The following is a 21,809-nucleotide window of genomic DNA, read 5'->3' as shown; positions in this document are numbered from 1 at the left end:
ATTTCGGCCGTGAAGCCCTCGCTTGCTTCACGGCCGTCAAATAGTGGCACTATACTGGCGTCATAAAACCAACGGTGATATGACATGAGCCAGCCGAAACTTCTCGACACCCCGCTGTATGCCTTGCTGCACAAAGACGACATCACAGGTTTCAACAAAGAGCGTCCACAGGATGGCCCGATCGATATGGTCGGTGGCGATTTCCGTGGCCTCGATCTGCGTGAACTGAATGCCGATGGCGTGGATTTCCGCGACGCTTACTTCCGATCCGCCGATCTTCGCGGTATCGATTTCCGCAACGCCTCGCTTGAAGGTGCAAGCCTGGCGCACGCACAGATTTCCGGGGCGTACTTCCCGCCGGAGTTGAGCGCTGACGAGATTCTGATGTCGATGAATTTCGGGACGCGTTTGCGTTATCGCACCCGCTGATCGCCTCATCGCTCCCTGACACAACGCCTTCCCTGTAGGAGTGAGCCTGCTCGCGATAGCGGTTTAAAATTCAACACATGTGTGCCTGCCAGTCCGCTATCGCGAGCAGGCTCACTCCTACATTGATTTGTGTTCCCCCCTCCTCATCTGCGTTCGCAGGCCGTTCAAGCGCCCTTTCTTAGAAGCATTTGCGTCGAATCCGACCAAACAACCACGCTTTTCCTACTGATGGCTACACTCCTGAGAAGCTCGCCCACGCACCATTCGGCCGTCGCAAGGAGGCTTGATGAATGATGAACTGCAACACCTGAAGAATCTTGGCAAGACGTCGGCGCAATGGCTGCATGCCGTGGGCATCCACAGCGCCTCGGACTTGCGTCGCCTGGGCGCGGTGGACGCCTACCGGGCCGTGCGTACCCGTGGGTTTCGCGCATCGAAGGTGTTGTTATATGCGATCGAGGGCGCGTTGATGGATGTGCATTGGAACGACATCCCCGCCGAACGCAAGGACGCCCTGAACAAGCAGCTTGAAGCCATTTCATCGCGTCACAAGAACTGAACGGGCATAGACCGTCATGTATTTACTGGGGGAACAATCGGCTTGGGCCGATGCCTTGATCAACCGCTTGCAGAGCTTGCCCGCGCTGTGGCTGCGCGATTTGATGCCTTGCGGGTCGACGCTGGAACTGCAGGCGTCGGATGATTTACTGGCGCAGTTACCCGCCGATCAGTTATTCCTGCTCAATGAAGGGGTGATCAACGGCTGTATCGGGTCGCGTCCACTGTTTTATTGGCAGGAGGGTGATTTGATCGGCCTTCAGCAGGGTGAGGACTGGGCTGATTGCCGTTTGTGCAGTGACGGGGCATTGCGTTTGACGCCCTATCGGCGCCGTGAGGTTCTTCAGCATTTGTATGGCGATGCTCGTCGGGCAGACCAGTTCTTGGATTATCTGCTGGGACAAATGGCAATCCTCGCCCATGCCGTCGCGGAATTGAAACCGCGCGATTTTCGCAGTACCAATGGCTTCAAACGGGTTGAGGCCGGTGAAATTCTGATCAATCAGGGTGACGCGGCTGATCACGTGTTTGTGATCATCGACGGGCATGCCGAAGCGTTTGTAGACGGGCAGAAAGTCGGAGACGTGCCCAAGGACGAGATTTTCGGTGCCATGGCCGTGTTCACTGGCGAACCACGCAATGCCACGGTCGTTGCCCGAGAGCCAAGCACCGTAATGCTGATTCCCGGCGATCAATTCTTGAGCATGACCCGCACCAATCCGAAGATCGCCCACAGCCTGATCGAGAGCATGGCGCGGCGGATCGGTCAGCTGAACAAGCAAGTCACCCAATTTTGCGTAACCAAGAGCTGACGCCACGTCCTTTGTTTCCGGGCCATTACGGCCATTTCCAAGACTAAATCAAAGAAATGAGAAAACAGTTGTTGACGCGCTAATGAGAATCGCTATGATTATCACAACTGGTCGCGAGATCAGTCGATATTCTGAAAAGCCCTTGGTTCGGACTCTCAGATTATCTCCTCATCAGGCTAATCACGGTTATTTGACCCGGTTTTTACCGGGTCTTTTTTTGCCTGGGGAAAAGTCATTTGCCGAACTGTTTGCGCATCTGCTCGCAGTAGTCCTGCTTGGGCGTGGCGGGCGTGTACCAAACGTAATCGGCCATCGTTGCGGTCACTTCGGCGCCCTGCTCTGCCAGCATCAGCACTGTCGGAGTCTCTGTGGCGCCCAAATCCACAACATGCAGCGGCACGCCAACATCCTTGCGCGCATGCCACGCACCGGCCAGCAAGATTGAAGGTGCGGGAGCCGCCAACAGACGCTCAGCCATACGCCGATCACGTTGTTGCTGAACGGCCAGCATCGCGGGCATCTGTGATTCAGGCAGCAAGCCACAGTGGGAATCGCTGATCTGCTCCAGCAATACAGTTTTCACCGACTCAACATTGCTGCGCTGCCCCTTCAACACTGGTGCGTTGCGATAGACGGTGCGGATTTCGGCGCTATTCAGATTTGCCGCCAGCAGTGGATACGGCTGAGTGAGGGCGAAGCGTACAATCGGCCCGTAGAGGTTCCAGTCCCAGCCGTCCTGCCAGGCTAATACACCAGGCAGGTCAGCGGGCGGCGTTATCGACTGATGCACTTGATCAACGCGAGACTGCTGATCCGGCGTAAGCATTTCCAGCAACAGGCTACCTTGCGACCGCTGCTCACCGAGCGAGCGCAATACCCACAACTGCACGGCGTGATGATCGGCATTGTCATGCTGCTCGCCAATAATCAATTGCTCGGGCTCAGCAAGTCGCGTCAGCAACTGCTGCGCCGTCAGCTCCTGCCCGCTACGCAGATCGCGAATCTCGCCATTGACTGGCGGCGGCGCAACAACATGCTGACACCCCACAAGCAACACCACCGCCAACAGCCACAAGCCACGCATGTAATCACCTCAATGATCCTGTCAGCGGGCGATGATCAGCGGATGCCCACGCTCCGGGTGCAGCTGCACCAACACTTCGAGACCGAATACGGCTTGGAGCGTGTCCGGTCGCAAAACCTGCTGCGGTGTATCCAGCGCCACCGGGCGACCGCCTTCAAGCAGCAGGATGCGATCACAATAACGCGCCGCCAGATTCAGATCATGCAGGATCACCAACACCGCCGCGCCACGATCGGCAAACTCACGCACCGCCTGCAGCGTAGTGTGCTGATGAAGCGGATCAAGCATCGATGTCGGCTCATCCAACAGCAGCGTCTGCCCGGCCTGCCCCGGCCAGAGCTGCGCCAACACCCGCGCCAGATGCACACGCTGACGCTCGCCACCGGACAGCGCCAGATAACTGCGACCGCTCAAGTGCCCGGCATCCGCCGCCGCCAAAGCCGCCGCGATGATTTCGTCATCGCGCAACCGACCGCTTTGCCAAGGCAAACGGCCCATGCCCACCACTTCTTCGACGCGGAAAGCAAAATCCAGGGTCGACACTTGGGGCAACACCGCCAATCGTTGCGCACGCTGCGGGCCAGTCCAGTGACTCAACGCCTGCCCGTCGAGCGAAACCCCGCCCGCGCTCGCCGCCAGCTCACCGCACAAGGCGCCGAGCAAGGTACTTTTACCGGCACCGTTCGGCCCGAGCACACCGAGTACTTCACCGGGTTCGAGTTGCAGCGTGACATCGCTGAGCACTGCCTTGCGCCCACGCTGGATGTGCAAATTTTGCGCACGCAACATCAGGCACGCCCTCGCAGCAGCAGATAAAGGAAGAACGGCGCACCGATAAACGCGGTGACGATGCCGATCGGCAACTCCGCCGGCGCCAGCGCCAGCCGCGCGACCAGATCAGCCAACAGCAACAGGCTCGCCCCCGCCAGCACCGAGGCCGGCAGCAATACTTTGTGATCTGGCCCCGCCAGCAAACGCACCAGATGCGGCACCACCAGCCCGACAAAACCGATCATCCCGGCGGCCGCGACTGCCGCGCCAACCCCCAGCGCCGTGCAAAACACCAGTTCACGCTTGAGCCGCTCGACATCAATGCCCAAATGCCCAGCCTCGGATTCTCCAAGCAGCAAGGCATTCAGCGCTTTCGCCCGACGCGGTAACCACAGCGCGACACCGGCGCTGATGATCAGCAATGGCCAGAGCCGCGCGTAACTGGCGCCATTGAGGCTGCCAAGGTTCCAGAACGTTAGCGTGCGCAAAGTCGCGTCATCCGCCAGGTATGTGAACAGCCCGACCGCGGAGCTGGCCAGCGCGGTCAGGGCAATGCCCGCCAGCAACATCGTCGCCACATTAGTCTGGCCATTACGGCGACCGAGTCGATAAACCAGCGCCGTCACTCCAAGCCCACCGAGAAACGCGCAGACCGACAACAGATACGGTCCAAACCACTCCGGCAGACCGCCAAAAAACGAACCGCCGACAATCGCGATCGCTGCGCCCAATGCCGCGCCGCTGGAAACACCGACCAATCCCGGATCCGCCAGCGGATTGCGAAACAAGCCTTGCATCGCCACGCCGGACAACGCCAAGACACCACCGACCGCCAGCCCGAGCAGAGTTCGCGGCAGACGAATCTGCCCGAGGATCAGTTCAGCCTGCTCCAGTCCATCCGGTGCCAACGGCACGCCGAGCATGCGCAACGCTGCGCGCAACGTATCGAACAGCGGCAGAGTCACCGGCCCCAACGCCAACGACAGCCAGATCGCCAGCAAACACAGGAGCGTCAGGCCAATGAACAAGTCACGGGGTTTTACCAGTGTGGTCATTGGCCGCTCTTGGCCGGGTAGAAACCGTCAGTCAGGCTTTTCAGCGCCGCTGGCAAACGCGGCCCGAGCCCACCGACCAGCAGGGTCGGATCCAGCTCCAGCACACGCCCGGCCTTGGCGGCGCGGCTTGAATTGAGAATCGGGTTTTCCTTAAACAACGCCGCTTTCGCCGCCTCACCGGTCAATGCACGGTCGGCGAACACCAGCACTTCAGTATCGAGGCCGGCGAGGGATTCCACGGAAAACGGCTTGTAACCCGTGTGCGTCGCCAGGTTATGTCCGCCCGCCTGTTGCAGCAGCCAGTCGGCCGCGGTGTCCTTGCCCGCAATCAATGGCTTGCCACCGGCATGTCCAAGCAACAGCAGCACACCAGGCGCTTTTTGTTTGGTCTGCACTTCGGTAACCCGAGCCTTCTGCGCATCGAGTTGCTGTTGATAACTTTCCAGCAGTTGCGCGGCCGGAGCCTGCGCGCCGAGCAATTGGCCCAAATGAGTAACGTTTTTCTCCAGCGTCGGCAGATCCGGTTGAGCCGAGAACAACACCACCTGAACCTTGGCCGCTTTGACTTGTGACAGAACCGGCGGCGGCCCCATTTCTTCAGTGCCGATGAGAATGTCCGGACGCAGACTGAGAATGCCCTCTGCCGAAAGACTGCGCTGATAACCAATGCTCGGCAGCAACTTCAACGACTCTGGATGTTGACTGGTGGTATCCACGCCAACCAGTTTCGACTCACCGCCCAAGGCACTGATCCACTCCGACAGCGCACCGCCAGCGCTGACCCAACGTTGCGGCAAATCAGCCGCTGCAGCCTGGTGGCTGACCAAAAGTCCGACACACAGCACGGCAACGCGAGTACTCAGGCGCATACACAGCTTCCTTGAATAAGGTTTTTCCCGGGCATCAGGATGGCAGGCCAAGTATCCTCGACATCTGCCAGACGCCTGCGGGTGAAGGCCGCCATTTGATAATTGTTTGCATTTAAACGTCAAGCTCGGACATATCCAGACACGAGCCGACACTAGAGGATAGCCATGAAGTTTCTCTGCGCAGGCGCCGATCTGGCCGAAGCGAAAAGCCGTGGTTTCGAGATCGACGGCAACAAGCTGTTCGCCGTGCGCCGGAGCGGCCAGGCCTATATCTACCTCAATCGCTGCCCACATCGGGGCGTCGGACTTGAATGGCAGCCCGACCAGTTTCTCGATCCGAGCAACAGCCTGATCCAGTGCGCCACCCACGGCGCACTGTTTCTGATCGAGGACGGTGAATGCGTCGCCGGGCCTTGCGCTGGGCAATCACTCACCGCCATTCCTTGCCGGGAAGATGAGCAAGGGCTGTGGATTGATGTTTAACCTTTAAGGAGCACGTCGAGACGCCGGTCGATGACCATCTCTTCATGGTTCAGCCGCACGCCGTACGCCAGCACTTCAACACCACAGGCGACAGCTTCAAGAAGCGCATCGGCGTAGGCCGAATCGATTTCCTTCGCCGGCCGCACCGCTTCAATCCCGGTCAGATTGACGCAATACAACTGCACCGCGCGAATGCCGTCCCGCGCCAGATGCGCCAATTCACGCAAATGCTTGGCGCCACGCTGGGTCACCGCATCGGGAAACGCCGCCACAGCTGTACCATCGAAACCCAGGGTGACGCTTTTCACCTCTACATAGGCCGGGCCGCTGGGGTATTCGAGGCGGAAGTCGATACGGCTCTTTTCCTGCCCGTAGGCAACTTCACGTTTCAATGCGGTAAAGCCGCTCAACTCGGTGATAACCCCAGCCTGCAACGCTTCTTCAACCAGACCGTTAGCCCGTGCGGTATTCACGCAAAACAAGCGGCCTTGCGGGGTTTCGCCAATTTCCCAGGTACCCGGCAATTTGCGTTTCGGATCGTTGGAGCGACTGAACCAGACCTGCCCGCCTTCAACTTGGCAATTGAGCATCGAACCCGTGTTCGGACAATGAATGGTCAGCAACTCGCCGCTAGCGGTTTCGATATCGGCGAGAAAACGCTTGTAACGACGGATCAGGCGCGCCTCTTCCAGAGGAGGATAAAAGCGCATCAGCCTTGCCAGCTCTTCAAGCCACGCGCGATTCGCTCCACCGCCTCTTGTAAGCGAGGGAGGTTTTGCGTGTAGGCAAAACGCACATGATGACTGGCCTGATAACGGCCGAAATCCAGACCCGGGGTGAACGCCACATGCTCGGTTTCGAGGAAATGTCGGCAGAACGCGAAGGCATCGCCGCCGAACTGGCTGATATCGGCGTACAAGTAGAACGCGCCTTCAGGCTCCACTGCGATATTGAAACCCAACTCGCGCAGGGTGGGTAGCAGGAAGTCGCGACGGCGACCGAATTCGGCCCGGCGCTCTTCCAGAATGGCGATCGTTTCCGGTTCAAAACAGGCCAGCGCCGCGTACTGCGCCATGCTCGGTGCGCTGATGTAGAGGTTCTGCGCCAGTTTTTCCAGCTCGCTGACGGCCGCATCCGGCGCCACCAGCCAGCCAAGTCGCCAGCCGGTCATACCGAAGTATTTGGAGAAACTGTTCAACACAAACGCGCTGTCATCCACTTCCAGAACGCTGGCGGCATCGGTGCCGTACGTCAGACCGTGATAGATCTCATCCACCACCAAATGCCCGTGCCTGGCCTTGATGGCTGTGGATAAGCCGGCCAGTTCATCGCGGGTCAGAATGGTGCCGGTCGGGTTGGCCGGCGATGCGACCAATGCGCCGACGCTGTCGTGATCCCAATGACGCTCGACCAGATCCGGGGTCAGTTGATAGCGCACGTCCGGGCCAACAGGCACCAACTGCGCCGCGCCTTCGACCAAACGCAGAAAGTGCCGGTTGCACGGGTAGCCCGGATCCGCCAGCAACCAGTGTTTACCCGGGTCGACCAGCAACGCACTGGCCAGCAACAGCGCACCGGAGCCACCCGGGGTGATCAGAATCCGTCGCGGATCGATGTTCAGGCCATAGCGCGATTGGTAAAACCCGGCAATCGCCTCGCGTAACTCGGGAATGCCGCGCGCTGCGGTGTAACGAGTCTTGCCCGCCGTCAGCGCTGCCTGGCCGGCACGAATGATCGGCTCGGCAGTGGTGAAGTCCGGCTCGCCGATCTCCAGATGGATCACGTCGTGGCCTTCAGCCTGCAATTCATTGGCCCGCGCCAGCAGCGCCATCACATGGAACGGTTCGATCGCACGACTGCGCGCACTGTAGGGCTGAGCCATTGGCTTTCCTTCGACGGGAAAAAAGAGACGATTCTACCCGTCTGCCGGAACGAGCGAGAACCCGCAGCGGTCACAGCCTCAAGAACGCTGGACTGTAACGATATGAGCGTACGCTCCAGGATTGACTAAAATCAGTGATTGAACAGGTCTTCAACACCACCAGACACGGCTTGCCAAACATTTGCAAGCGCCACCCGCCGGGGCCTCGACATCCGGGAGTAGCGCAGGCTGAATTGATCTGGTAAGTTCGCCCGCTTGCAGCCGCAGGGCCGGCAGGTGTCGGTGATGGAGCAATCCTGCGCAATGGATTACAAGAGTAGAGGCGGTCCATTTCATGCCCACCCAAGCAAAGCAACAGCAGAATCAGACGATCAGCGGTTTCGAACCTTATGTTCCGGCGAAAGGTGAGGAGTACATGGGCGCCCCAATGCGCGCGCACTTCACCAAGGTCCTGAACAAGTGGAAACAGGAGTTGATGCAGGAAGTCGACCGCACCGTTGACCACATGAAGGATGAAGCGGCCAATTTCCCGGACCCGGCCGACCGTGCCAGCCAGGAAGAAGAATTCGCCCTCGAGCTGCGCGCCCGCGACCGCGAACGCAAGCTGATCAAGAAAATCGACAAGACACTGCAATTGATCGAAGACGAAGAGTACGGTTGGTGTGATTCGTGCGGCGTCGAGATCGGTGTAAAACGCCTCGAAGCACGCCCTACAGCCGACATGTGCGTCGACTGCAAGACACTGGCGGAAATCAAGGAAAAGCAGGTCGGCAAGTAATCTCGACCTGAATAAAAAACGGAGCGTGCGAACGCTCCGTTTTTGTTTCTGCCTTTTGCCTTTTGCCTTTTGTAGGAGTGAGCCTGCTCGCGATAGCGGTGGGTCGGTCAATATCGGTGTTGAATGTCACACCGCTATCGCGAGCAGGCTCACTCCTACAGGTTGACCTGCGTATAGCCTGAAAAGTAGTTTCGTCTTCATGACTGCCAAAACATCGCCCGCCTACATCGGCCGCTTCGCCCCAACCCCCAGTGGCCACTTGCATTTCGGCTCTCTGGTTGCCGCCCTCGCCTCTTACCTCGACGCCCGCTCGGTCGGCGGTCGCTGGCTGGTGCGCATGGAAGATCTCGATCCGCCCCGCGAAGAACCCGGCGCGCAAGCCGCGATCCTCAAGGCGCTGGAGAGCTACGGCTTCGAATGGGATGGCGACATGGTGCGCCAGAGCGATCGACATGACGCCTACGCCGACGTTCTCAACAGCCTTTTCAATCATGGCCTGGCCTACGCCTGTACTTGCTCGCGCAAACAACTGGAGCCGTATAACGGGATTTATCCCGGCCTGTGCCGCAATGCCGGTCATGACCAGCAAGATGCGGCGATCCGCCTGCGCGTGCCGGAGCTGGAATACCACTTCATCGACCGCGTACAGGGCGAATACCGCCAGCATCTGGGCCGCGACGTCGGTGATTTCGTGATCCGCCGCCGCGATGGCCTCTATGCCTATCAATTGGCCGTGGTCCTCGACGATGCCTGGCAAGGCATCACCGACATCGTCCGCGGTGCCGATCTGCTCGACTCGACCCCGCGCCAACTCTATCTGCAAGAACTGCTCGGACCTGCGTCAACCACGCTACCTGCACCTGCCGCTGATCATCCAGCCGGACGGCAACAAGCTCGGCAAGTCCTACCGCTCGCCGCCGCTGCAAGCCGATCAAGCCACGCCATTGCTGTTGCGAGCCCTGCGCGCACTGGGACAAAACCCCGGCGCCGAACTGACTCACGCCACGCCGCAAGAGTTGCTGGCGTGGGGCCGCGCGCACTGGGATGCGACAAAGATCCCGCGCACACTGACCCTGCCCGAAGCGCAACTGCTATGACGGTACTTGCAGTCGCGCGCCCATCCGTTACCATCGCCGCACGTTTTCGGGCACGCGCATAAAAAAGAGAGGCCGGGATGTACATCTATCGCTTGGTCCTGCTTTTAGTCGTGGGGATCTACCTGTTTTCCCCCGCCATCATGGATTGGTGGATCGACGCTACGGGCGCCTGGTATCGCCCCTATCTGCTCTGGCTGATCTTGATTGTCGTAACCTTCATCCTGCAGAGCCAAAAAGATGCCGATGAGCTTTAGCCTGACCCAGATGATCCTGGTCAGCGCCGCGTACCTGGCGGTGCTGTTCGGCGTTGCCTGGATCAGCGAACGGGGCATGATCCCGCGCGCGATCATTCGCCACCCGCTGACCTACACGTTGTCACTGGGGGTTTACGCCAGTGCGTGGGCGTTCTACGGCACGGTGGGACTTGCCTACCAGTACGGTTACGGTTTTCTTTCCAGTTACCTTGGCGTGTCCGGCGCGTTTCTGCTGGCGCCGGTGTTGCTTTATCCGATCCTTAAAATCACCCGCACCTATCAGCTGTCGTCGCTGGCGGATCTGTTTGCCTTCCGCTTTCGCAGCACCTGGGCAGGCGCGCTGACCACGATTTTCATGCTGATCGGTGTGCTGCCGTTGCTGGCGCTGCAGATTCAAGCGGTGGCCGACTCCATCGGCATCCTCACCGGCGAGCCCATTCAGAGCCGCGTGGCGTTGGCGTTCTGTGCGCTGATCATCCTGTTTACGATTTTCTTCGGCTCCCGGCATATCGCCACTCGCGAGAAGCACGAAGGGCTGGTGTTCGCGATTGCCTTTGAATCGGTGATCAAACTGATCGCTCTCGGCGGCGTCGGCCTGTATGCGCTGTACGGCGTGTTCGACGGCCCGCAGCAACTTGAGCTGTGGCTGCTGCAGAACCAGACCGCCCTCGCCGCCTTGCACACGCCGTTGCAGGAAGGCCCGTGGCGTACGCTGTTGCTGGTGTTCTTCGCCTCGGCGATCGTGATGCCGCACATGTATCACATGACGTTTACCGAAAACCTCAACCCGCGCTCACTGGTCAGTGCGAGCTGGGGTTTGCCGCTGTTCCTGTTGTTGATGAGCCTGGCGGTGCCGCTGATCCTTTGGGCTGGCCTCAAACTCGGCGCGACGACCAATCCGGAATATTTCACCCTCGGCATCGGCATTGCCGCCAACAGCAAACCGCTGGCGTTGCTCGCCTATGTCGGCGGTCTGTCGGCAGCGAGCGGATTGATCATTGTGACCACGCTTGCGCTGTCGGGCATGGCACTGAACCACTTGGTGTTACCGCTCTATCAGCCGCCGGCTGAAGGCAATATCTACCGTTGGCTGAAGTGGACGCGCCGCGCGCTGATCGTCGCGATCATCATGGCCGGTTTCGGTTTCTACCTGATGCTCGGCGCCGAGCAGGATCTGGCCAACCTCGGCATTGTCGCGTTTGTTGCGACCCTGCAATTCCTCCCCGGTGTGTTGTCCGTGCTCTATTGGCCGACGGCCAACCGTCGCGGCTTTATCGCCGGTCTGCTGGCGGGGATTCTGGTCTGGGTGGTGACCATGCTGTTGCCGCTGGTCGGTAATCTGCAGGGCTTCTACATTCCGCTGCTGAACATGATCTACGTGCTCGACGACACCAGTTGGCACATGGCGGCCATTGCTTCGCTCGCTGCCAACGTGTTGATGTTCACCCTGATCTCGCTGTTCACCAACGCAAGCCCCGAAGAAGCCAGCGCTGCCGAAGCCTGCGCCGTGGATAACGTTCGTCGCCCGCAGCGGCGTGAACTGCACGCGGCCTCGCCACAGGAGTTCGCCACACAACTGGCGAAACCGTTGGGTGCCAAGGCTGCGCAGAAAGAAGTCGAGCAAGCGCTGCGTGATCTTTATCTGCCATTCGACGAACGCCGTCCTTACGCCTTACGCCGTTTACGCGACCGCATCGAAGCCAACCTCTCCGGCCTGATGGGCCCGAGCGTGGCCCAGGACATGGTTGAAACCTTCCTGCCGTACAAGGCCGGCGGCGAAAACTATGTCACTGAAGACATCCACTTCATTGAAAGCCGCCTCGAGGATTACCACTCACGCCTCACAGGTCTGGCCGCCGAACTCGATGCCCTGCGTCGTTACCACCGTCAGACCTTGCAGGAACTGCCGATGGGCGTCTGCTCGCTGGCCAAGGATCAAGAGATCCTGATGTGGAACAAGGCCATGGAAGAACTCACCGGGATTGCCGCGCAACGCGTGGTTGGTTCGCGTTTGAGCACCATTGGCGAGCCGTGGAAAGGCCTGCTGCAAGGCTTCATCGATCTGCCGGACGAGCATTTGCACAAACAGCACCTGGCCCTCGACGGCCAGACTCGTTGGCTGAATCTGCACAAAGCGGCCATCGATGAACCGCTGGCACCGGGCAACAGTGGTCTGGTGTTACTGGTCGAAGATCTGACCGAAACGCAGATGCTCGAAGACAAACTGGTGCACTCCGAGCGCCTGGCCAGCATTGGTCGCCTTGCGGCCGGTGTAGCCCACGAAATCGGCAACCCGATCACCGGCATCGCCTGTCTGGCGCAAAACCTGCGCGAAGAACGTGAAGACGACGGCGAACTGACGGAAATCAGCGGACAGATTCTCGAACAGACCAAACGTGTGTCACGCATCGTCCAGTCGCTGATGAGCTTTGCCCACGCCGGCAGTCATCAGCATAGTGACGAGCCCGTTTGTCTGGCCGAAGTCGCCCAGGATGCGATTGGCCTGCTGGCGTTGAACCGACGCAATTTCGAAGTGCAGTTCTACAACCTGTGCGATCCCGACCACTGGGTCGAAGGCGACCCACAGCGGCTCGCTCAGGTGCTGATCAATCTGCTCTCCAACGCCCGCGACGCCTCGCCGCCGCACAGTGCGGTACGGGTCAAGAGCGAAGCCGGCGAACACACGGTCGATCTGATCGTCGAAGACGAAGGCAGCGGTATTCCGAAGAACATCATGGATAGATTGTTCGAACCCTTCTTCACCACCAAGGATCCTGGCGAAGGCACCGGTCTGGGCCTTGCACTGGTCTATTCCATCGTTGAAGAGCATTATGGACAAATCACCATCGACAGCCCGGCTGATGTACAAAGCCAACGCGGCACCCGTATCCGGGTGACCTTACCGCGTCATGTCGAAGCGACGTCCGCTGTGAACTGAGACCGTCGAGAGTATCGAATCAATGCCGCACATTTTGATCGTCGAAGACGAAACAATTATCCGCTCCGCCTTGCGCCGCCTGCTGGAACGCAACCAGTATCAGGTCAGCGAAGCCGGTTCAGTGCAGGAAGCACAAGAACGCTTCACCATTCCTACGTTCGATCTGATCGTCAGCGATCTGCGTTTGCCGGGCGCGCCGGGTACCGAGCTGATCAAGCTCGGCCAGGGCACACCGGTGCTGATCATGACCAGTTACGCCAGCCTGCGCTCGGCGGTCGACTCGATGAAAATGGGCGCGGTGGACTACATCGCCAAGCCTTTTGACCACGATGAAATGCTTCAGGCTGTCGCGCGGATCCTGCGTGATCGCCAGTCGGCACCGGCTGCCGGCGAAGCGGTTGCCAGCAAACCGGCCAATGGCAGCGGCAAATCTGCCGTCGACAACAGCAACGGCGAGATCGGCATCATTGGTTCGTGCCCGCCGATGCAGGATCTGTACAGCAAGATCCGCAAAGTCGCGCCAACTGATTCCAATGTGTTGATTCAGGGTGAGTCCGGCACCGGTAAAGAACTGGTGGCCCGCGCCCTGCACAATCTGTCGAAACGCGCCAAGGCGCCGATGATTTCGGTGAACTGCGCGGCCATTCCGGAAAGCCTGATCGAGTCCGAACTGTTCGGCCACGAAAAAGGCGCGTTCACTGGCGCCAGCGCCGGGCGTGCCGGTCTGGTTGAAGCGGCGGACGGCGGCACCTTGTTCCTCGACGAAATCGGTGAGCTGCCACTTGAGGCGCAAGCCCGCCTGCTGCGTGTGTTGCAGGAAGGCGAAATTCGCCGTGTTGGTTCGGTGCAGTCGCAGAAGGTCGATGTACGCCTGATCGCGGCCACTCACCGGGATCTGAAGAGCCTGGCGAAAATCGGCCAGTTCCGTGAAGACCTTTATTACCGTCTGCACGTGATCGCGCTGAAACTGCCTGCGCTGCGCGAGCGCGGTGCCGACGTCAACGAAATCGCCACGGCATTCCTCGCTCGCCAGAGCGCACGCATCAACCGTACCGACCTTAAATTTGCCGCGGATGCCGAACAGGCGATCCGGCATTATTCCTGGCCGGGTAACGTGCGTGAGCTGGAGAACGCGGTCGAGCGCGCGGTGATTCTGAGCGAAAGCCCGGAAATCTCCGCCGATCTGCTGGGCATCGACATCGAGCTGAGCGATCTGGAGGACGACGAGTTCATCGGTCTGCCACCGCAAACGGGCGGTAACGCCAGCAACAGCAGCCATGAGCCGACCGAAGACTTGTCACTGGAAGACTACTTCCAGCACTTCGTCCTTGAACATCAGGACCACATGACTGAAACCGAACTGGCGCGCAAACTGGGCGTCAGCCGCAAATGCCTATGGGAACGCCGTCAGCGTCTGGGCATCCCACGGCGCAAGACCGGGGTCGCCAGCGAGAGCTGAACGTTACCTGTCGAGTGTGCGGGTAACGCTTGAAGCGGTGAAAAAACTGTTACCTCAGTCCTTTCACGTAACAGAAGCCGGGGTTATCGGTAACGATACCCCGGCTTTTTTTCGCCCCGACAAAACGGTTATATCGACCTAACCCCTTGTTTTATTGGCTATCGCAAAAGTTGGCACGGCACCTGCTATATGTTCAGTACAAGAACAATAACAAGCAATGCACAAGACAATAAAAATAAGACGAATCGACTCACGCACAATAAAAACAAGACGGCGAGAGGCGCAGCTAACTGATTCTTTTGGAGAGGCGTTGTATTTGGGGCTTGCCCCACGACCAGGCCGAGAACAACAAAAACTGTCCTAAGACAGAGCCTGTACTGGTTGGATCGAGAGATCACTGCAATTCAGCGACCAAAGCAATCCGTTTGCTCTTGGCTCCCGATTGGGAGGGTCACGAAGGAAACACTTCGTGGCGAGGGCACTCAACAAAAACAAGAAGCCCGAATCAATAATAAAAAGAGCACGCAACTACTTCTTGGGGAGCTTCGGCTCCCCTTGTAGTTTCTCCCTTCTGTAAAAAACTCCCTGTTTTGCCCCGCTTCACCCTTGCAGCTTGCGGCTTACAGCTCAAATCTGCCGTGTCCTACACCATCCCCCGACTAAATGCTAGAATCTGCGCCCATCATGCGGTCATTCTTTGGTATGGCCGAACATTCCTTCAAACAGTGCATCCCATGCTGAAGAAGTTGTTCCAGTCATTCCGAACTCCCGTGCGTCGTACGCAACACATCCGCAGCACCCCTGAGGTGCTCAACAGCGGTCAACATTCGCTGCAGAAAACGCAGTTCAGCCGCTATGCGGTGAATATCGTCGAACGCCTGCAAGGTGCCGGTTACCAGGCTTATCTGGTCGGCGGTTGCGTGCGTGACATGCTGCTGGGCATCACGCCCAAGGATTTCGACGTCGCCACCAGTGCCACGCCCGAGCAAGTCCGCGCCGAATTCCGCAATGCGCGGATTATCGGTCGCCGCTTTAAACTCGTGCACATCCATTTCGGTCGCGAAATCATCGAAGTCGCGACCTTCCGCGCCAATCACCCGGTCAACGATGACGACGAAGACAGCAACCAGTCTTCGCGTAACGAGAGCGGGCGGATTCTGCGCGACAACGTTTACGGCACCCTGGAAGAAGACGCGCAACGCCGCGACTTCACCATCAACGCCCTGTATTACGATCCGGTCAGCGAGCGCATCCTCGATTACGCCAATGGCGTACACGACATCCGCAATCACCTGATCCGTCTGATCGGCGATCCGAAGCAGCGCTATCAGGAAGACCCGGTGCGCATGCTGCGGGCCGTGCGTTTTGCCGCCAAGCTCAACTTCGGTATCGAGAAGCACACCGTGCAGCCGATTCGTGAACTGGCGCCGATGCTGCGCGAGATCCCTTCGGCGCGTCTGTTCGAAGAAGTGCTCAAACTGTTCCTCTCGGGGCACGGCGCGATCACTTTCGAAATGCTGGTCGACCTGCAACTGTTCGCCCCGCTGTTCCCGGCCAGTGCCGATGCGCTGGAACACAACCCGGAATACACCCACACGCTGATCAGCGAAGCGCTGACCAACACCGACCTGCGCATCAAGCAGAACAAACCGGTGACCCCGGCGTTCCTGTTTGCCGCGCTGCTGTGGCCTGCCCTGCCGGCTCGCGTGTTGCGCCTGCAAGAACGTGGCATGCCACCAATCCCTGCAATGCAGGAAGGCGCCCACGAGCTGATCGCCGAACAGTGCCAGCGCATCGCGATTCCGAAACGTTTCACCATGCCGATCCGCGAGATCTGGGACATGCAGGAACGTCTGCCACGCCGCAGCGGCAAACGCGCCGACCTGTTGCTGGACAACCCGCGTTTCCGCGCCGGTTACGACTTCCTGCTGCTGCGTGAAAGCGCTGGCGAGGAAACGGATGGTCTGGGCGAATGGTGGACGGACTATCAGGATGCCAACGACAGTGAACGTCGCGACATGATCCGCGACCTCAGCGGCAAGGGCGATGACGCCAGTGGCGCGCCGCGCAAACGTCGTCGCAGCAGCGGCTCCAAGCGCAAACGCACCAGCGCCCCGAGCGCTACAGGCGAATAAAGGCATGGAACGCATCTACATCGGCATGGGCAGCAACCTCGCAGACCCCGCCGAACAATTGCGCAGCGCCGTTGAGGCGCTGGGGCAATTGCCGCAGACCAAATGGGTGGGCGTTTCCGCCTTCTACCAAAGCGATTCCCTGTTGCCTGGCCAACCACGCTACACCAACGCGGTGGCCGCGCTCGACAGCGCGCTCGCCCCGCTGGAATTGCTTGATGCGTTGCAGGCGATCGAAAACAATCAGGGCCGCGAACGCCTTGAGCGCTGGGGCCCACGTACGCTGGATCTGGATATTCTGTTGTTCGGTGATCGACTGATCGACGAACCGCGCCTGAAAGTCCCGCATTACCAGATTCAGGAACGCGCCTTCGTGCTTTACCCGCTCGCCGAACTGGCCCCGCAGGATCTGCGTCTTGCCGACGGCCGCAGCCTGCCCGATCTGCTGGCAGCCTGCCCGTTCGTCGGTCTGGAACGCCTTCCCCACGCCTGACACAAATCCCTTGTAGGAGCTGCGGAACGCTGCGATCTTTTGATCTTCAAAACCAAGATCAGAAGATCGCAGCGTTCCGCAGCTCCTACAGGAATAGCTTTCCATATCCAGATTTATTGTCGGACAAAAACCCCGCGCATCAGCCCCGCGGCGCCGCTGAATCGCATCAGTAACGCCGGTAACACTCCCCTCGTAACAATGCGGTAACACACGCAATTGACTTCCTGTTGGCTCATCACGACTATAGGCGTCCCGCTGCCGCCAACCCGGCACATACGGGCGCAATCCAGGCCTTATAAGCACGACAAAAGAGCGTGCGCCTGAGTAGATGACGAATCACGCGCGTTACTCGCAGTAGTTTCCAGAGCGCCTGAACGAGGATTTTTTACATGCCAGCCATCACCCTGACCACGCTCCAGAGCCTCAAGCAGAAAGGTGAAAAGATCACCATGCTGACCTGCTATGACGCGACCTTCGCCCACGCCTGCAACGAGGCCGGTGTCGAAGTGCTGCTGGTGGGCGACTCCCTCGGCATGGTCCTGCAAGGTCACGACAGCACTTTGCCGGTGACCACCGCAGAAATGGCCTATCACACCGCTTGCGTCAAACGTGGCAACACCGATGCCCTGATCCTCGCGGACTTGCCGTTCATGGCCAACGCCACCCTCGAACAAACCATGAGCAACAGCGCGATGCTGATGCAGGCCGGCGCGCACATGATCAAAGTCGAAGGTCAGCTGTGGCTGGCCGAGTCGATTCGTCTGCTCGCCGAGCGCGGCGTACCGGTTTGCGCGCACATGGGCCTGACCCCGCAAGCGGTGAACATTCTCGGTGGCTATAAAGTGCAGGGACGTAACGAGAACCAGGCGCGGCAGATGCGTGCTGATGCGATCTCGCTGGAACAGGCCGGCGCGGCCATGCTGCTGCTGGAATGTGTGCCGAGCGAGCTGGCCGCCGAAATCAGTCAGGCTGTGAAGATCCCGGTCATCGGCATCGGTGCCGGTAACGCCACCGACGGTCAGGTTCTGGTACTGCACGACATGCTCGGCCTGTCGATCACTGGCCGCGTGCCGAAATTCGTCAAGAACTTCATGCACGGTCAGGACAGCATCCAGTCCGCGCTGAAGGCTTACGTCAGCGAAGTCAAAGCCACCACGTTCCCCGGCATCGAACACGGATTCTCTGCATGAACACCGTTAAAACCGTACGCGAACTGCGCGCCGCCGTAGCCCGCGCCCGCAGCGAAGGCAAGCGCATCGGCTTCGTGCCGACCATGGGCAACCTGCACAGCGGCCACGTTGCACTGATCACCAAAGCCACCCAACGTGTGGACTTCGTGGTCGCGAGCATTTTCGTCAACCCGCTGCAGTTCGGCGCTGGCGAAGACCTCGATAAATACCCGCGCACGTTGGCGGCGGATCAGGAGAAGCTGCTCGAAGCCGGTTGCTCCCTGCTGTTCGCGCCGACTGTCGAAGAAATGTACCCCGACGGCATGGCCGGACAGACGCGCGTCAGCGTGCCGCAATTGTCCGAAGGGCTCTGCGGTGCCAGCCGTCCGGGGCACTTCGAAGGCGTGGCGACTGTGGTCAGCAAGCTGTTCAACATGGTCCAGCCGGATCTGGCGATTTTCGGCCAGAAGGATTATCAGCAATTGGCGGTGATCCGTGCCTTGGTGCATGACCTGAACATGCCGGTGCAGATCATTGGCGAGCCGACCGTACGTGCAGCCGATGGCCTGGCGCTGTCGTCGCGCAATGGTTTCCTCAGCGAAGAACAACGCGCGGTGGCTCCGGTGGTCTATCGCAGCCTCAGCAATATTGCCGAATCGATCAAGCAAGGTGAACGGGACTTCCCGGCGCTGATCGGTGGCCAGTTGCAACAGCTGGAAGCGGCAGGCCTGCGTCCGGATTACCTGGAAATCCGCCATGCGCTAACCTTACGCCCGGCGACGGCTGAAGACCGTGATCTGGTGATTCTGGTGGCCGCGTTCCTCGGCACCACACGGTTGATCGACAACCTGCACCTGAACCTCGATACGCCCGCTTAAAAACACCGCAATCCCCCCTGTAGGAATGAGCCTGCTCGCGATAGCGGTGTGTCAGTCAGCATTAGCGTTGAATGACACACCGCTATCGCGAGCAGGCTCGCTCCCACAGTGGTTTTCGGTGTTATCAAAGTTGCACTTCAAGCCGTATTGCCGCCTTAAAAGCCTTCGGGCACACTGCCCGCCGTTCGATTCCAACCCGGGAAAACCCTCATGCACGCGATCATGCTCAAGGCCAAACTGCACCGCGCCGAAGTCACTCATGCGGTGCTCGATTACGAAGGCTCGTGCGCCATCGATGGCGAGTGGCTGGACTTGTCCGGCATTCGTGAATACGAGCAGATCCAGATTTATAACGTCGACAATGGTGAGCGTTTCACCACCTACGCGATTCGCGGTGAAGAAGGTTCGCGGATGATCTCCGTCAACGGCGCCGCTGCGCACAAGGCCAAGGTCGGCGACCGCGTGATCATTTGTGCCTACGCCCATTACAGCGAAGCAGAACTGGTCAATTTCAAGCCGCGCATGCTCTACATGGCGCCCGGCAACGAGCTGAGCCACACCAGCAACGCCATCCCGGTTCAGCTCGCCTGATCGCGAAATCGCCCCGCTCCCCCTCCGTTTGTCGGCCAGTTCCCGGTCTTGATGTTAAAAAAGTACAGGGATCTGGTCAGACAAAGTCAAGACAGAACGCAGCGCGAGGTTTACTGTATTCGCCCTGTGTCCGGAAATCGTGTCGACACAGTTGATCCCGTGCACAAACATGGCGTGCCGGGTCTGTTCAGTGTTCAAAAGGCCGTTCAAGTAAAAAGGAAAACCGCAGCGATGGCGTATTACCTCACTCCTCAAGACGTTACCGCTCTGCCCGCCTGGCAAGCGTTGAAAGATCACCGCCAAGCCATGCAGGATTTCAGCATGCGCGAAGCCTTCAACGCCGATCCGCAGCGCTTCAACCAGTTCACCCTCAGCAGCTGCGGACTGTTTCTCGATTATTCGAAGAATTTGATCAACGCCCAGACCCGCAATCTGCTGGTCGGTCTGGCCAATGAAGTCGATCTCAAAGGCGCCATCAAAGCGCTGTTTGAAGGCGAAATCGTCAACACTTCCGAAGGCCGCCCGGCGCTGCACACCGCCTTGCGTCGCCCGGTGGGCGACAAGCTGTCGGTCAATGGCGTCAACGTGATGCCGGAAGTCCACAAGGTTTTGAACCAGATTACCGATCTGGTTGGCCGCATACACGATGGCCTGTGGCGTGGTTACACCGAGAAGCCGATCACCGACGTGGTGAACATCGGCATCGGTGGCTCGTTCCTCGGCCCTGAGCTGGTCTCCGAAGCGCTGCTGTCGTACGCACAGAAAGGCGTGCGTTGCCACTATCTGGCGAACATCGACGGTAGTGAGTTCCACGAACTGACGCAGAAACTGCGCGCCGAGACCACGCTGTTCATCGTTTCGTCGAAGTCGTTCAACACCCTCGAAACCCTGAAGAACGCTCAAGCTGCACGCGCCTGGTACCTGGCGCAGGGCGGTTCGGAAGCCGAGCTGTATCGTCACTTCATCGCTGTATCGAGCAACAACGCAGCGGCCGTGGCGTTCGGTATTCGCGAAGAAAACATCTTCCCGATGTGGGACTGGGTCGGCGGTCGTTATTCGCTGTGGTCGGCCATCGGTTTGCCGATTGCTCTGGCCATCGGCATGTCCAACTTCAAGGAATTGCTGTCCGGGGCTTACACCATGGACCAGCATTTCCAGACCGCGCCGTTCGAACAGAACATGCCGGTGCTACTGGCGCTGCTCGGCGTGTGGTACGGCAACTTCTGGGGCGCGCAAAGCCACGCGATCCTGCCGTACGACCATTACCTGCGCAACATCACCAAGCACTTGCAACAGCTGGACATGGAATCCAACGGCAAGAGCGTGCGTCAGGACGGCACGCCGGTGTCGACCGATACCGGTCCGGTGATCTGGGGCGGCGTCGGCTGCAACGGTCAGCACGCTTACCACCAGTTGCTGCATCAAGGTTCGCAGTTGATCCCGGCCGATTTCATCGTGCCGATCGTCAGCTTCAACCCGGTTTCCGACCACCATCAGTGGCTGTACGCCAACTGCCTGTCGCAGAGCCAGGCACTGATGCTCGGCAAAACCCTGCCGGAAGCCGAGCAAGAGTTGCGCGACAAAGGCATGAGCGAAGAAGAAGTACACAAACTCGCGCCGCACAAGGTGATCCCGGGCAACCGTCCGAGCAACACCATCGTGGTTGAACGCATCAGTCCACGTCGTCTCGGCGCACTGGTGGCGATGTATGAGCACAAAGTGTTCGTACAAAGCGTGGTCTGGGGCATCAACGCCTTCGACCAGTGGGGCGTGGAATTGGGCAAGGAACTGGGCAAAGGCGTTTACAACCGCTTGGTCGGCAGCGATGAAACCACTGCCGATGACCCTTCTACCCAGGGCCTGATCAACTACTTCCGCGGTCGTCACCGCGGGTGATGTAAATGGGTTGCCCACAATTCCAGTGGGCAACCCATCTTCAATGTGGGAGCGAGCCTGCTCGCGAATGCAGTGTGTCATTCAGCCTCTTTGTTGACTGACTCACCGCATTCGCGAGCAGGCTCGCTCCCACAGTTGTTTTGCGCATGACTTGAACCTCTGCATCGCTCGGCGCATCTTT

At 59.2% G+C, this 21,809-nt stretch carries 21 protein-coding genes; 15 read left to right on the top strand and 6 right to left on the bottom strand.

Translation table 11 applies throughout. From position 1 onward, the window contains the following. Positions 1-84 precede the first annotated feature (84 nt). From ACOYXE_RS27230 to ACOYXE_RS27220, 3 genes are all read left to right on the top strand, one after another. The gene (locus ACOYXE_RS27230) at positions 85-429 is read left to right on the top strand and encodes a pentapeptide repeat-containing protein (RefSeq protein WP_007909940.1); all 345 of its coding nucleotides are present in this window, start codon (positions 85-87) and stop codon (positions 427-429) included. A 286-nt stretch (positions 430-715) separates the two neighbouring features. Continuing rightward, positions 716-988 (top strand): TfoX/Sxy family protein, encoded by a 273-nt coding sequence (locus tag ACOYXE_RS27225; protein ID WP_003228231.1) that lies wholly within the window; start codon positions 716-718, stop codon positions 986-988. A gap of 16 nt (positions 989-1,004) precedes the next feature. Beyond that, positions 1,005-1,799 (top strand): Crp/Fnr family transcriptional regulator, encoded by a 795-nt coding sequence (locus ACOYXE_RS27220; protein WP_160059440.1) that lies wholly within the window; start codon positions 1,005-1,007, stop codon positions 1,797-1,799. A gap of 232 nt (positions 1,800-2,031) precedes the next feature. Here ACOYXE_RS27220 and ACOYXE_RS27215 read toward each other — a convergent pair whose 3' ends face one another. The 4 genes from ACOYXE_RS27215 to ACOYXE_RS27200 are packed head-to-tail and all read right to left on the bottom strand — an operon-like array spanning position 2,032 to position 5,578. After that, the gene (locus ACOYXE_RS27215; RefSeq protein ID WP_160059441.1) at positions 2,032-2,883 is read right to left on the bottom strand and encodes a ChaN family lipoprotein; all 852 of its coding nucleotides are present in this window, start codon (positions 2,881-2,883) and stop codon (positions 2,032-2,034) included. Between the two features lie 21 nt (positions 2,884-2,904). Next, positions 2,905-3,672, bottom strand: a complete 768-nt coding sequence (locus tag ACOYXE_RS27210; RefSeq protein ID WP_160059442.1) for a heme ABC transporter ATP-binding protein — start codon at positions 3,670-3,672, stop codon at positions 2,905-2,907. Then, positions 3,672-4,655 carry a FecCD family ABC transporter permease gene (locus ACOYXE_RS27205; protein WP_405124252.1) on the bottom strand — a complete coding sequence of 328 codons (984 nt, stop codon included), beginning with the start codon at positions 4,653-4,655 and terminating at the stop codon, positions 3,672-3,674. Before ACOYXE_RS27205 ends, ACOYXE_RS27210 begins: the two co-directional genes overlap by 1 nt. Before the next feature lie 50 nt (positions 4,656-4,705). Next, positions 4,706-5,578 carry a heme/hemin ABC transporter substrate-binding protein gene (locus ACOYXE_RS27200; RefSeq protein WP_160059444.1) on the bottom strand — a complete coding sequence of 291 codons (873 nt, stop codon included), beginning with the start codon at positions 5,576-5,578 and terminating at the stop codon, positions 4,706-4,708. Between the two features lie 165 nt (positions 5,579-5,743). On the opposite strand from ACOYXE_RS27200, the gene ACOYXE_RS27195 reads away from it, so the two are divergent. Then, positions 5,744-6,061 carry a Rieske (2Fe-2S) protein gene (locus ACOYXE_RS27195; RefSeq protein ID WP_160059445.1) on the top strand — a complete coding sequence of 106 codons (318 nt, stop codon included), beginning with the start codon at positions 5,744-5,746 and terminating at the stop codon, positions 6,059-6,061. Here the strand turns inward: ACOYXE_RS27195 and sfsA are convergent. Beyond that, positions 6,058-6,771 (bottom strand): DNA/RNA nuclease SfsA, encoded by a 714-nt coding sequence (gene sfsA, locus ACOYXE_RS27190; RefSeq protein ID WP_160059446.1) that lies wholly within the window; start codon positions 6,769-6,771, stop codon positions 6,058-6,060. The genes ACOYXE_RS27195 and sfsA overlap by 4 nt on opposite strands. Beyond that, on the bottom strand, positions 6,771-7,943 hold the full coding sequence (locus ACOYXE_RS27185) for a pyridoxal phosphate-dependent aminotransferase (protein ID WP_460926954.1): 1,173 nt from the start codon (positions 7,941-7,943) through the stop codon (positions 6,771-6,773). The genes sfsA and ACOYXE_RS27185 overlap by 1 nt, the downstream gene beginning before the upstream one ends. Before the next feature lie 334 nt (positions 7,944-8,277). Here ACOYXE_RS27185 and dksA point away from each other — a divergent pair, with 334 nt between their 5' ends. The 11 genes from dksA to pgi all read left to right on the top strand — a co-directional run bounded on the left by dksA (position 8,278) and on the right by pgi (position 21,628). Next, complete coding sequence (gene dksA, locus ACOYXE_RS27180) at positions 8,278-8,721, top strand: RNA polymerase-binding protein DksA (protein WP_008080850.1); 444 nt, start codon at positions 8,278-8,280, stop codon at positions 8,719-8,721. Between the two features lie 199 nt (positions 8,722-8,920). Further along, complete coding sequence (gluQRS, locus tag ACOYXE_RS27175) at positions 8,921-9,880, top strand: tRNA glutamyl-Q(34) synthetase GluQRS (protein ID WP_460926952.1); 960 nt, start codon at positions 8,921-8,923, stop codon at positions 9,878-9,880. Positions 9,881-9,895: 15 nt separating this feature from the next. Continuing rightward, the gene (locus ACOYXE_RS27170; protein ID WP_003176118.1) at positions 9,896-10,072 is read left to right on the top strand and encodes a hypothetical protein; all 177 of its coding nucleotides are present in this window, start codon (positions 9,896-9,898) and stop codon (positions 10,070-10,072) included. Next, entirely contained in the window at positions 10,056-13,010 is a 2,955-nt protein-coding gene (locus ACOYXE_RS27165) for a sensor histidine kinase (RefSeq protein ID WP_174244481.1), read from the top strand. Before ACOYXE_RS27170 ends, ACOYXE_RS27165 begins: the two co-directional genes overlap by 17 nt. A 22-nt stretch (positions 13,011-13,032) precedes the next feature. Then, complete coding sequence (locus ACOYXE_RS27160) at positions 13,033-14,469, top strand: sigma-54-dependent transcriptional regulator (RefSeq protein ID WP_007909919.1); 1,437 nt, start codon at positions 13,033-13,035, stop codon at positions 14,467-14,469. Positions 14,470-15,203: 734 nt separating this feature from the next. Continuing rightward, the gene (locus tag ACOYXE_RS27155; protein WP_160059449.1) at positions 15,204-16,604 is read left to right on the top strand and encodes a polynucleotide adenylyltransferase PcnB; all 1,401 of its coding nucleotides are present in this window, start codon (positions 15,204-15,206) and stop codon (positions 16,602-16,604) included. 4 nt (positions 16,605-16,608) lie between these two features. Further along, positions 16,609-17,094, top strand: a complete 486-nt coding sequence (folK, locus tag ACOYXE_RS27150) for a 2-amino-4-hydroxy-6-hydroxymethyldihydropteridine diphosphokinase (protein WP_160059450.1) — start codon at positions 16,609-16,611, stop codon at positions 17,092-17,094. A gap of 389 nt (positions 17,095-17,483) precedes the next feature. Beyond that, a complete protein-coding gene (panB, locus tag ACOYXE_RS27145; RefSeq protein ID WP_160059451.1) occupies positions 17,484-18,284 on the top strand; it encodes a 3-methyl-2-oxobutanoate hydroxymethyltransferase in 801 nt (266 codons plus the stop codon). After that, the gene (gene panC / locus ACOYXE_RS27140) at positions 18,281-19,141 is read left to right on the top strand and encodes a pantoate--beta-alanine ligase (RefSeq protein ID WP_405122860.1); all 861 of its coding nucleotides are present in this window, start codon (positions 18,281-18,283) and stop codon (positions 19,139-19,141) included. Before panB ends, panC begins: the two co-directional genes overlap by 4 nt. Before the next feature lie 210 nt (positions 19,142-19,351). Beyond that, positions 19,352-19,732, top strand: a complete 381-nt coding sequence (panD, locus tag ACOYXE_RS27135) for an aspartate 1-decarboxylase (protein ID WP_003205654.1) — start codon at positions 19,352-19,354, stop codon at positions 19,730-19,732. Positions 19,733-19,963: 231 nt separating this feature from the next. Next, positions 19,964-21,628 carry a glucose-6-phosphate isomerase gene (pgi, locus tag ACOYXE_RS27130; RefSeq protein WP_102900508.1) on the top strand — a complete coding sequence of 555 codons (1,665 nt, stop codon included), beginning with the start codon at positions 19,964-19,966 and terminating at the stop codon, positions 21,626-21,628. Positions 21,629-21,809: the final 181 nt, after the last annotated feature.

The sequence above is a fragment of the Pseudomonas sp. MC6 genome, assembly GCF_054790575.1.
Note: the sequence above shows the minus strand (reverse complement) of the source record. Positions and strands in the feature narration are given on the sequence as shown.

Excerpts from the sequence above, each read along its gene's own strand:
- ACOYXE_RS27230 (WP_007909940.1), top strand. The coding sequence starts at position 85 with ATGAGCCAGCCGAAACTTCTCGACACCCCGCTGTATGCCTTGCTGCAC.
- ACOYXE_RS27225 (WP_003228231.1), top strand. The coding sequence starts at position 716 with ATGAATGATGAACTGCAACACCTGAAGAATCTTGGCAAGACGTCGGCG.
- ACOYXE_RS27220 (WP_160059440.1), top strand. The coding sequence starts at position 1,005 with ATGTATTTACTGGGGGAACAATCGGCTTGGGCCGATGCCTTGATCAAC.
- ACOYXE_RS27215 (WP_160059441.1), bottom strand. The coding sequence starts at position 2,883 with ATGCGTGGCTTGTGGCTGTTGGCGGTGGTGTTGCTTGTGGGGTGTCAG.
- ACOYXE_RS27210 (WP_160059442.1), bottom strand. The coding sequence starts at position 3,672 with ATGTTGCGTGCGCAAAATTTGCACATCCAGCGTGGGCGCAAGGCAGTG.
- ACOYXE_RS27200 (WP_160059444.1), bottom strand. The coding sequence starts at position 5,578 with ATGCGCCTGAGTACTCGCGTTGCCGTGCTGTGTGTCGGACTTTTGGTC.
- ACOYXE_RS27195 (WP_160059445.1), top strand. The coding sequence starts at position 5,744 with ATGAAGTTTCTCTGCGCAGGCGCCGATCTGGCCGAAGCGAAAAGCCGT.
- sfsA (WP_160059446.1), bottom strand. The coding sequence starts at position 6,771 with ATGCGCTTTTATCCTCCTCTGGAAGAGGCGCGCCTGATCCGTCGTTAC.
- ACOYXE_RS27185 (WP_460926954.1), bottom strand. The coding sequence starts at position 7,943 with ATGGCTCAGCCCTACAGTGCGCGCAGTCGTGCGATCGAACCGTTCCAT.
- dksA (WP_008080850.1), top strand. The coding sequence starts at position 8,278 with ATGCCCACCCAAGCAAAGCAACAGCAGAATCAGACGATCAGCGGTTTC.
- gluQRS (WP_460926952.1), top strand. The coding sequence starts at position 8,921 with ATGACTGCCAAAACATCGCCCGCCTACATCGGCCGCTTCGCCCCAACC.
- ACOYXE_RS27170 (WP_003176118.1), top strand. The coding sequence starts at position 9,896 with ATGTACATCTATCGCTTGGTCCTGCTTTTAGTCGTGGGGATCTACCTG.
- ACOYXE_RS27165 (WP_174244481.1), top strand. The coding sequence starts at position 10,056 with ATGCCGATGAGCTTTAGCCTGACCCAGATGATCCTGGTCAGCGCCGCG.
- ACOYXE_RS27160 (WP_007909919.1), top strand. The coding sequence starts at position 13,033 with ATGCCGCACATTTTGATCGTCGAAGACGAAACAATTATCCGCTCCGCC.
- ACOYXE_RS27155 (WP_160059449.1), top strand. The coding sequence starts at position 15,204 with ATGCTGAAGAAGTTGTTCCAGTCATTCCGAACTCCCGTGCGTCGTACG.
- folK (WP_160059450.1), top strand. The coding sequence starts at position 16,609 with ATGGAACGCATCTACATCGGCATGGGCAGCAACCTCGCAGACCCCGCC.
- panB (WP_160059451.1), top strand. The coding sequence starts at position 17,484 with ATGCCAGCCATCACCCTGACCACGCTCCAGAGCCTCAAGCAGAAAGGT.
- panC (WP_405122860.1), top strand. The coding sequence starts at position 18,281 with ATGAACACCGTTAAAACCGTACGCGAACTGCGCGCCGCCGTAGCCCGC.
- panD (WP_003205654.1), top strand. The coding sequence starts at position 19,352 with ATGCACGCGATCATGCTCAAGGCCAAACTGCACCGCGCCGAAGTCACT.
- pgi (WP_102900508.1), top strand. The coding sequence starts at position 19,964 with ATGGCGTATTACCTCACTCCTCAAGACGTTACCGCTCTGCCCGCCTGG.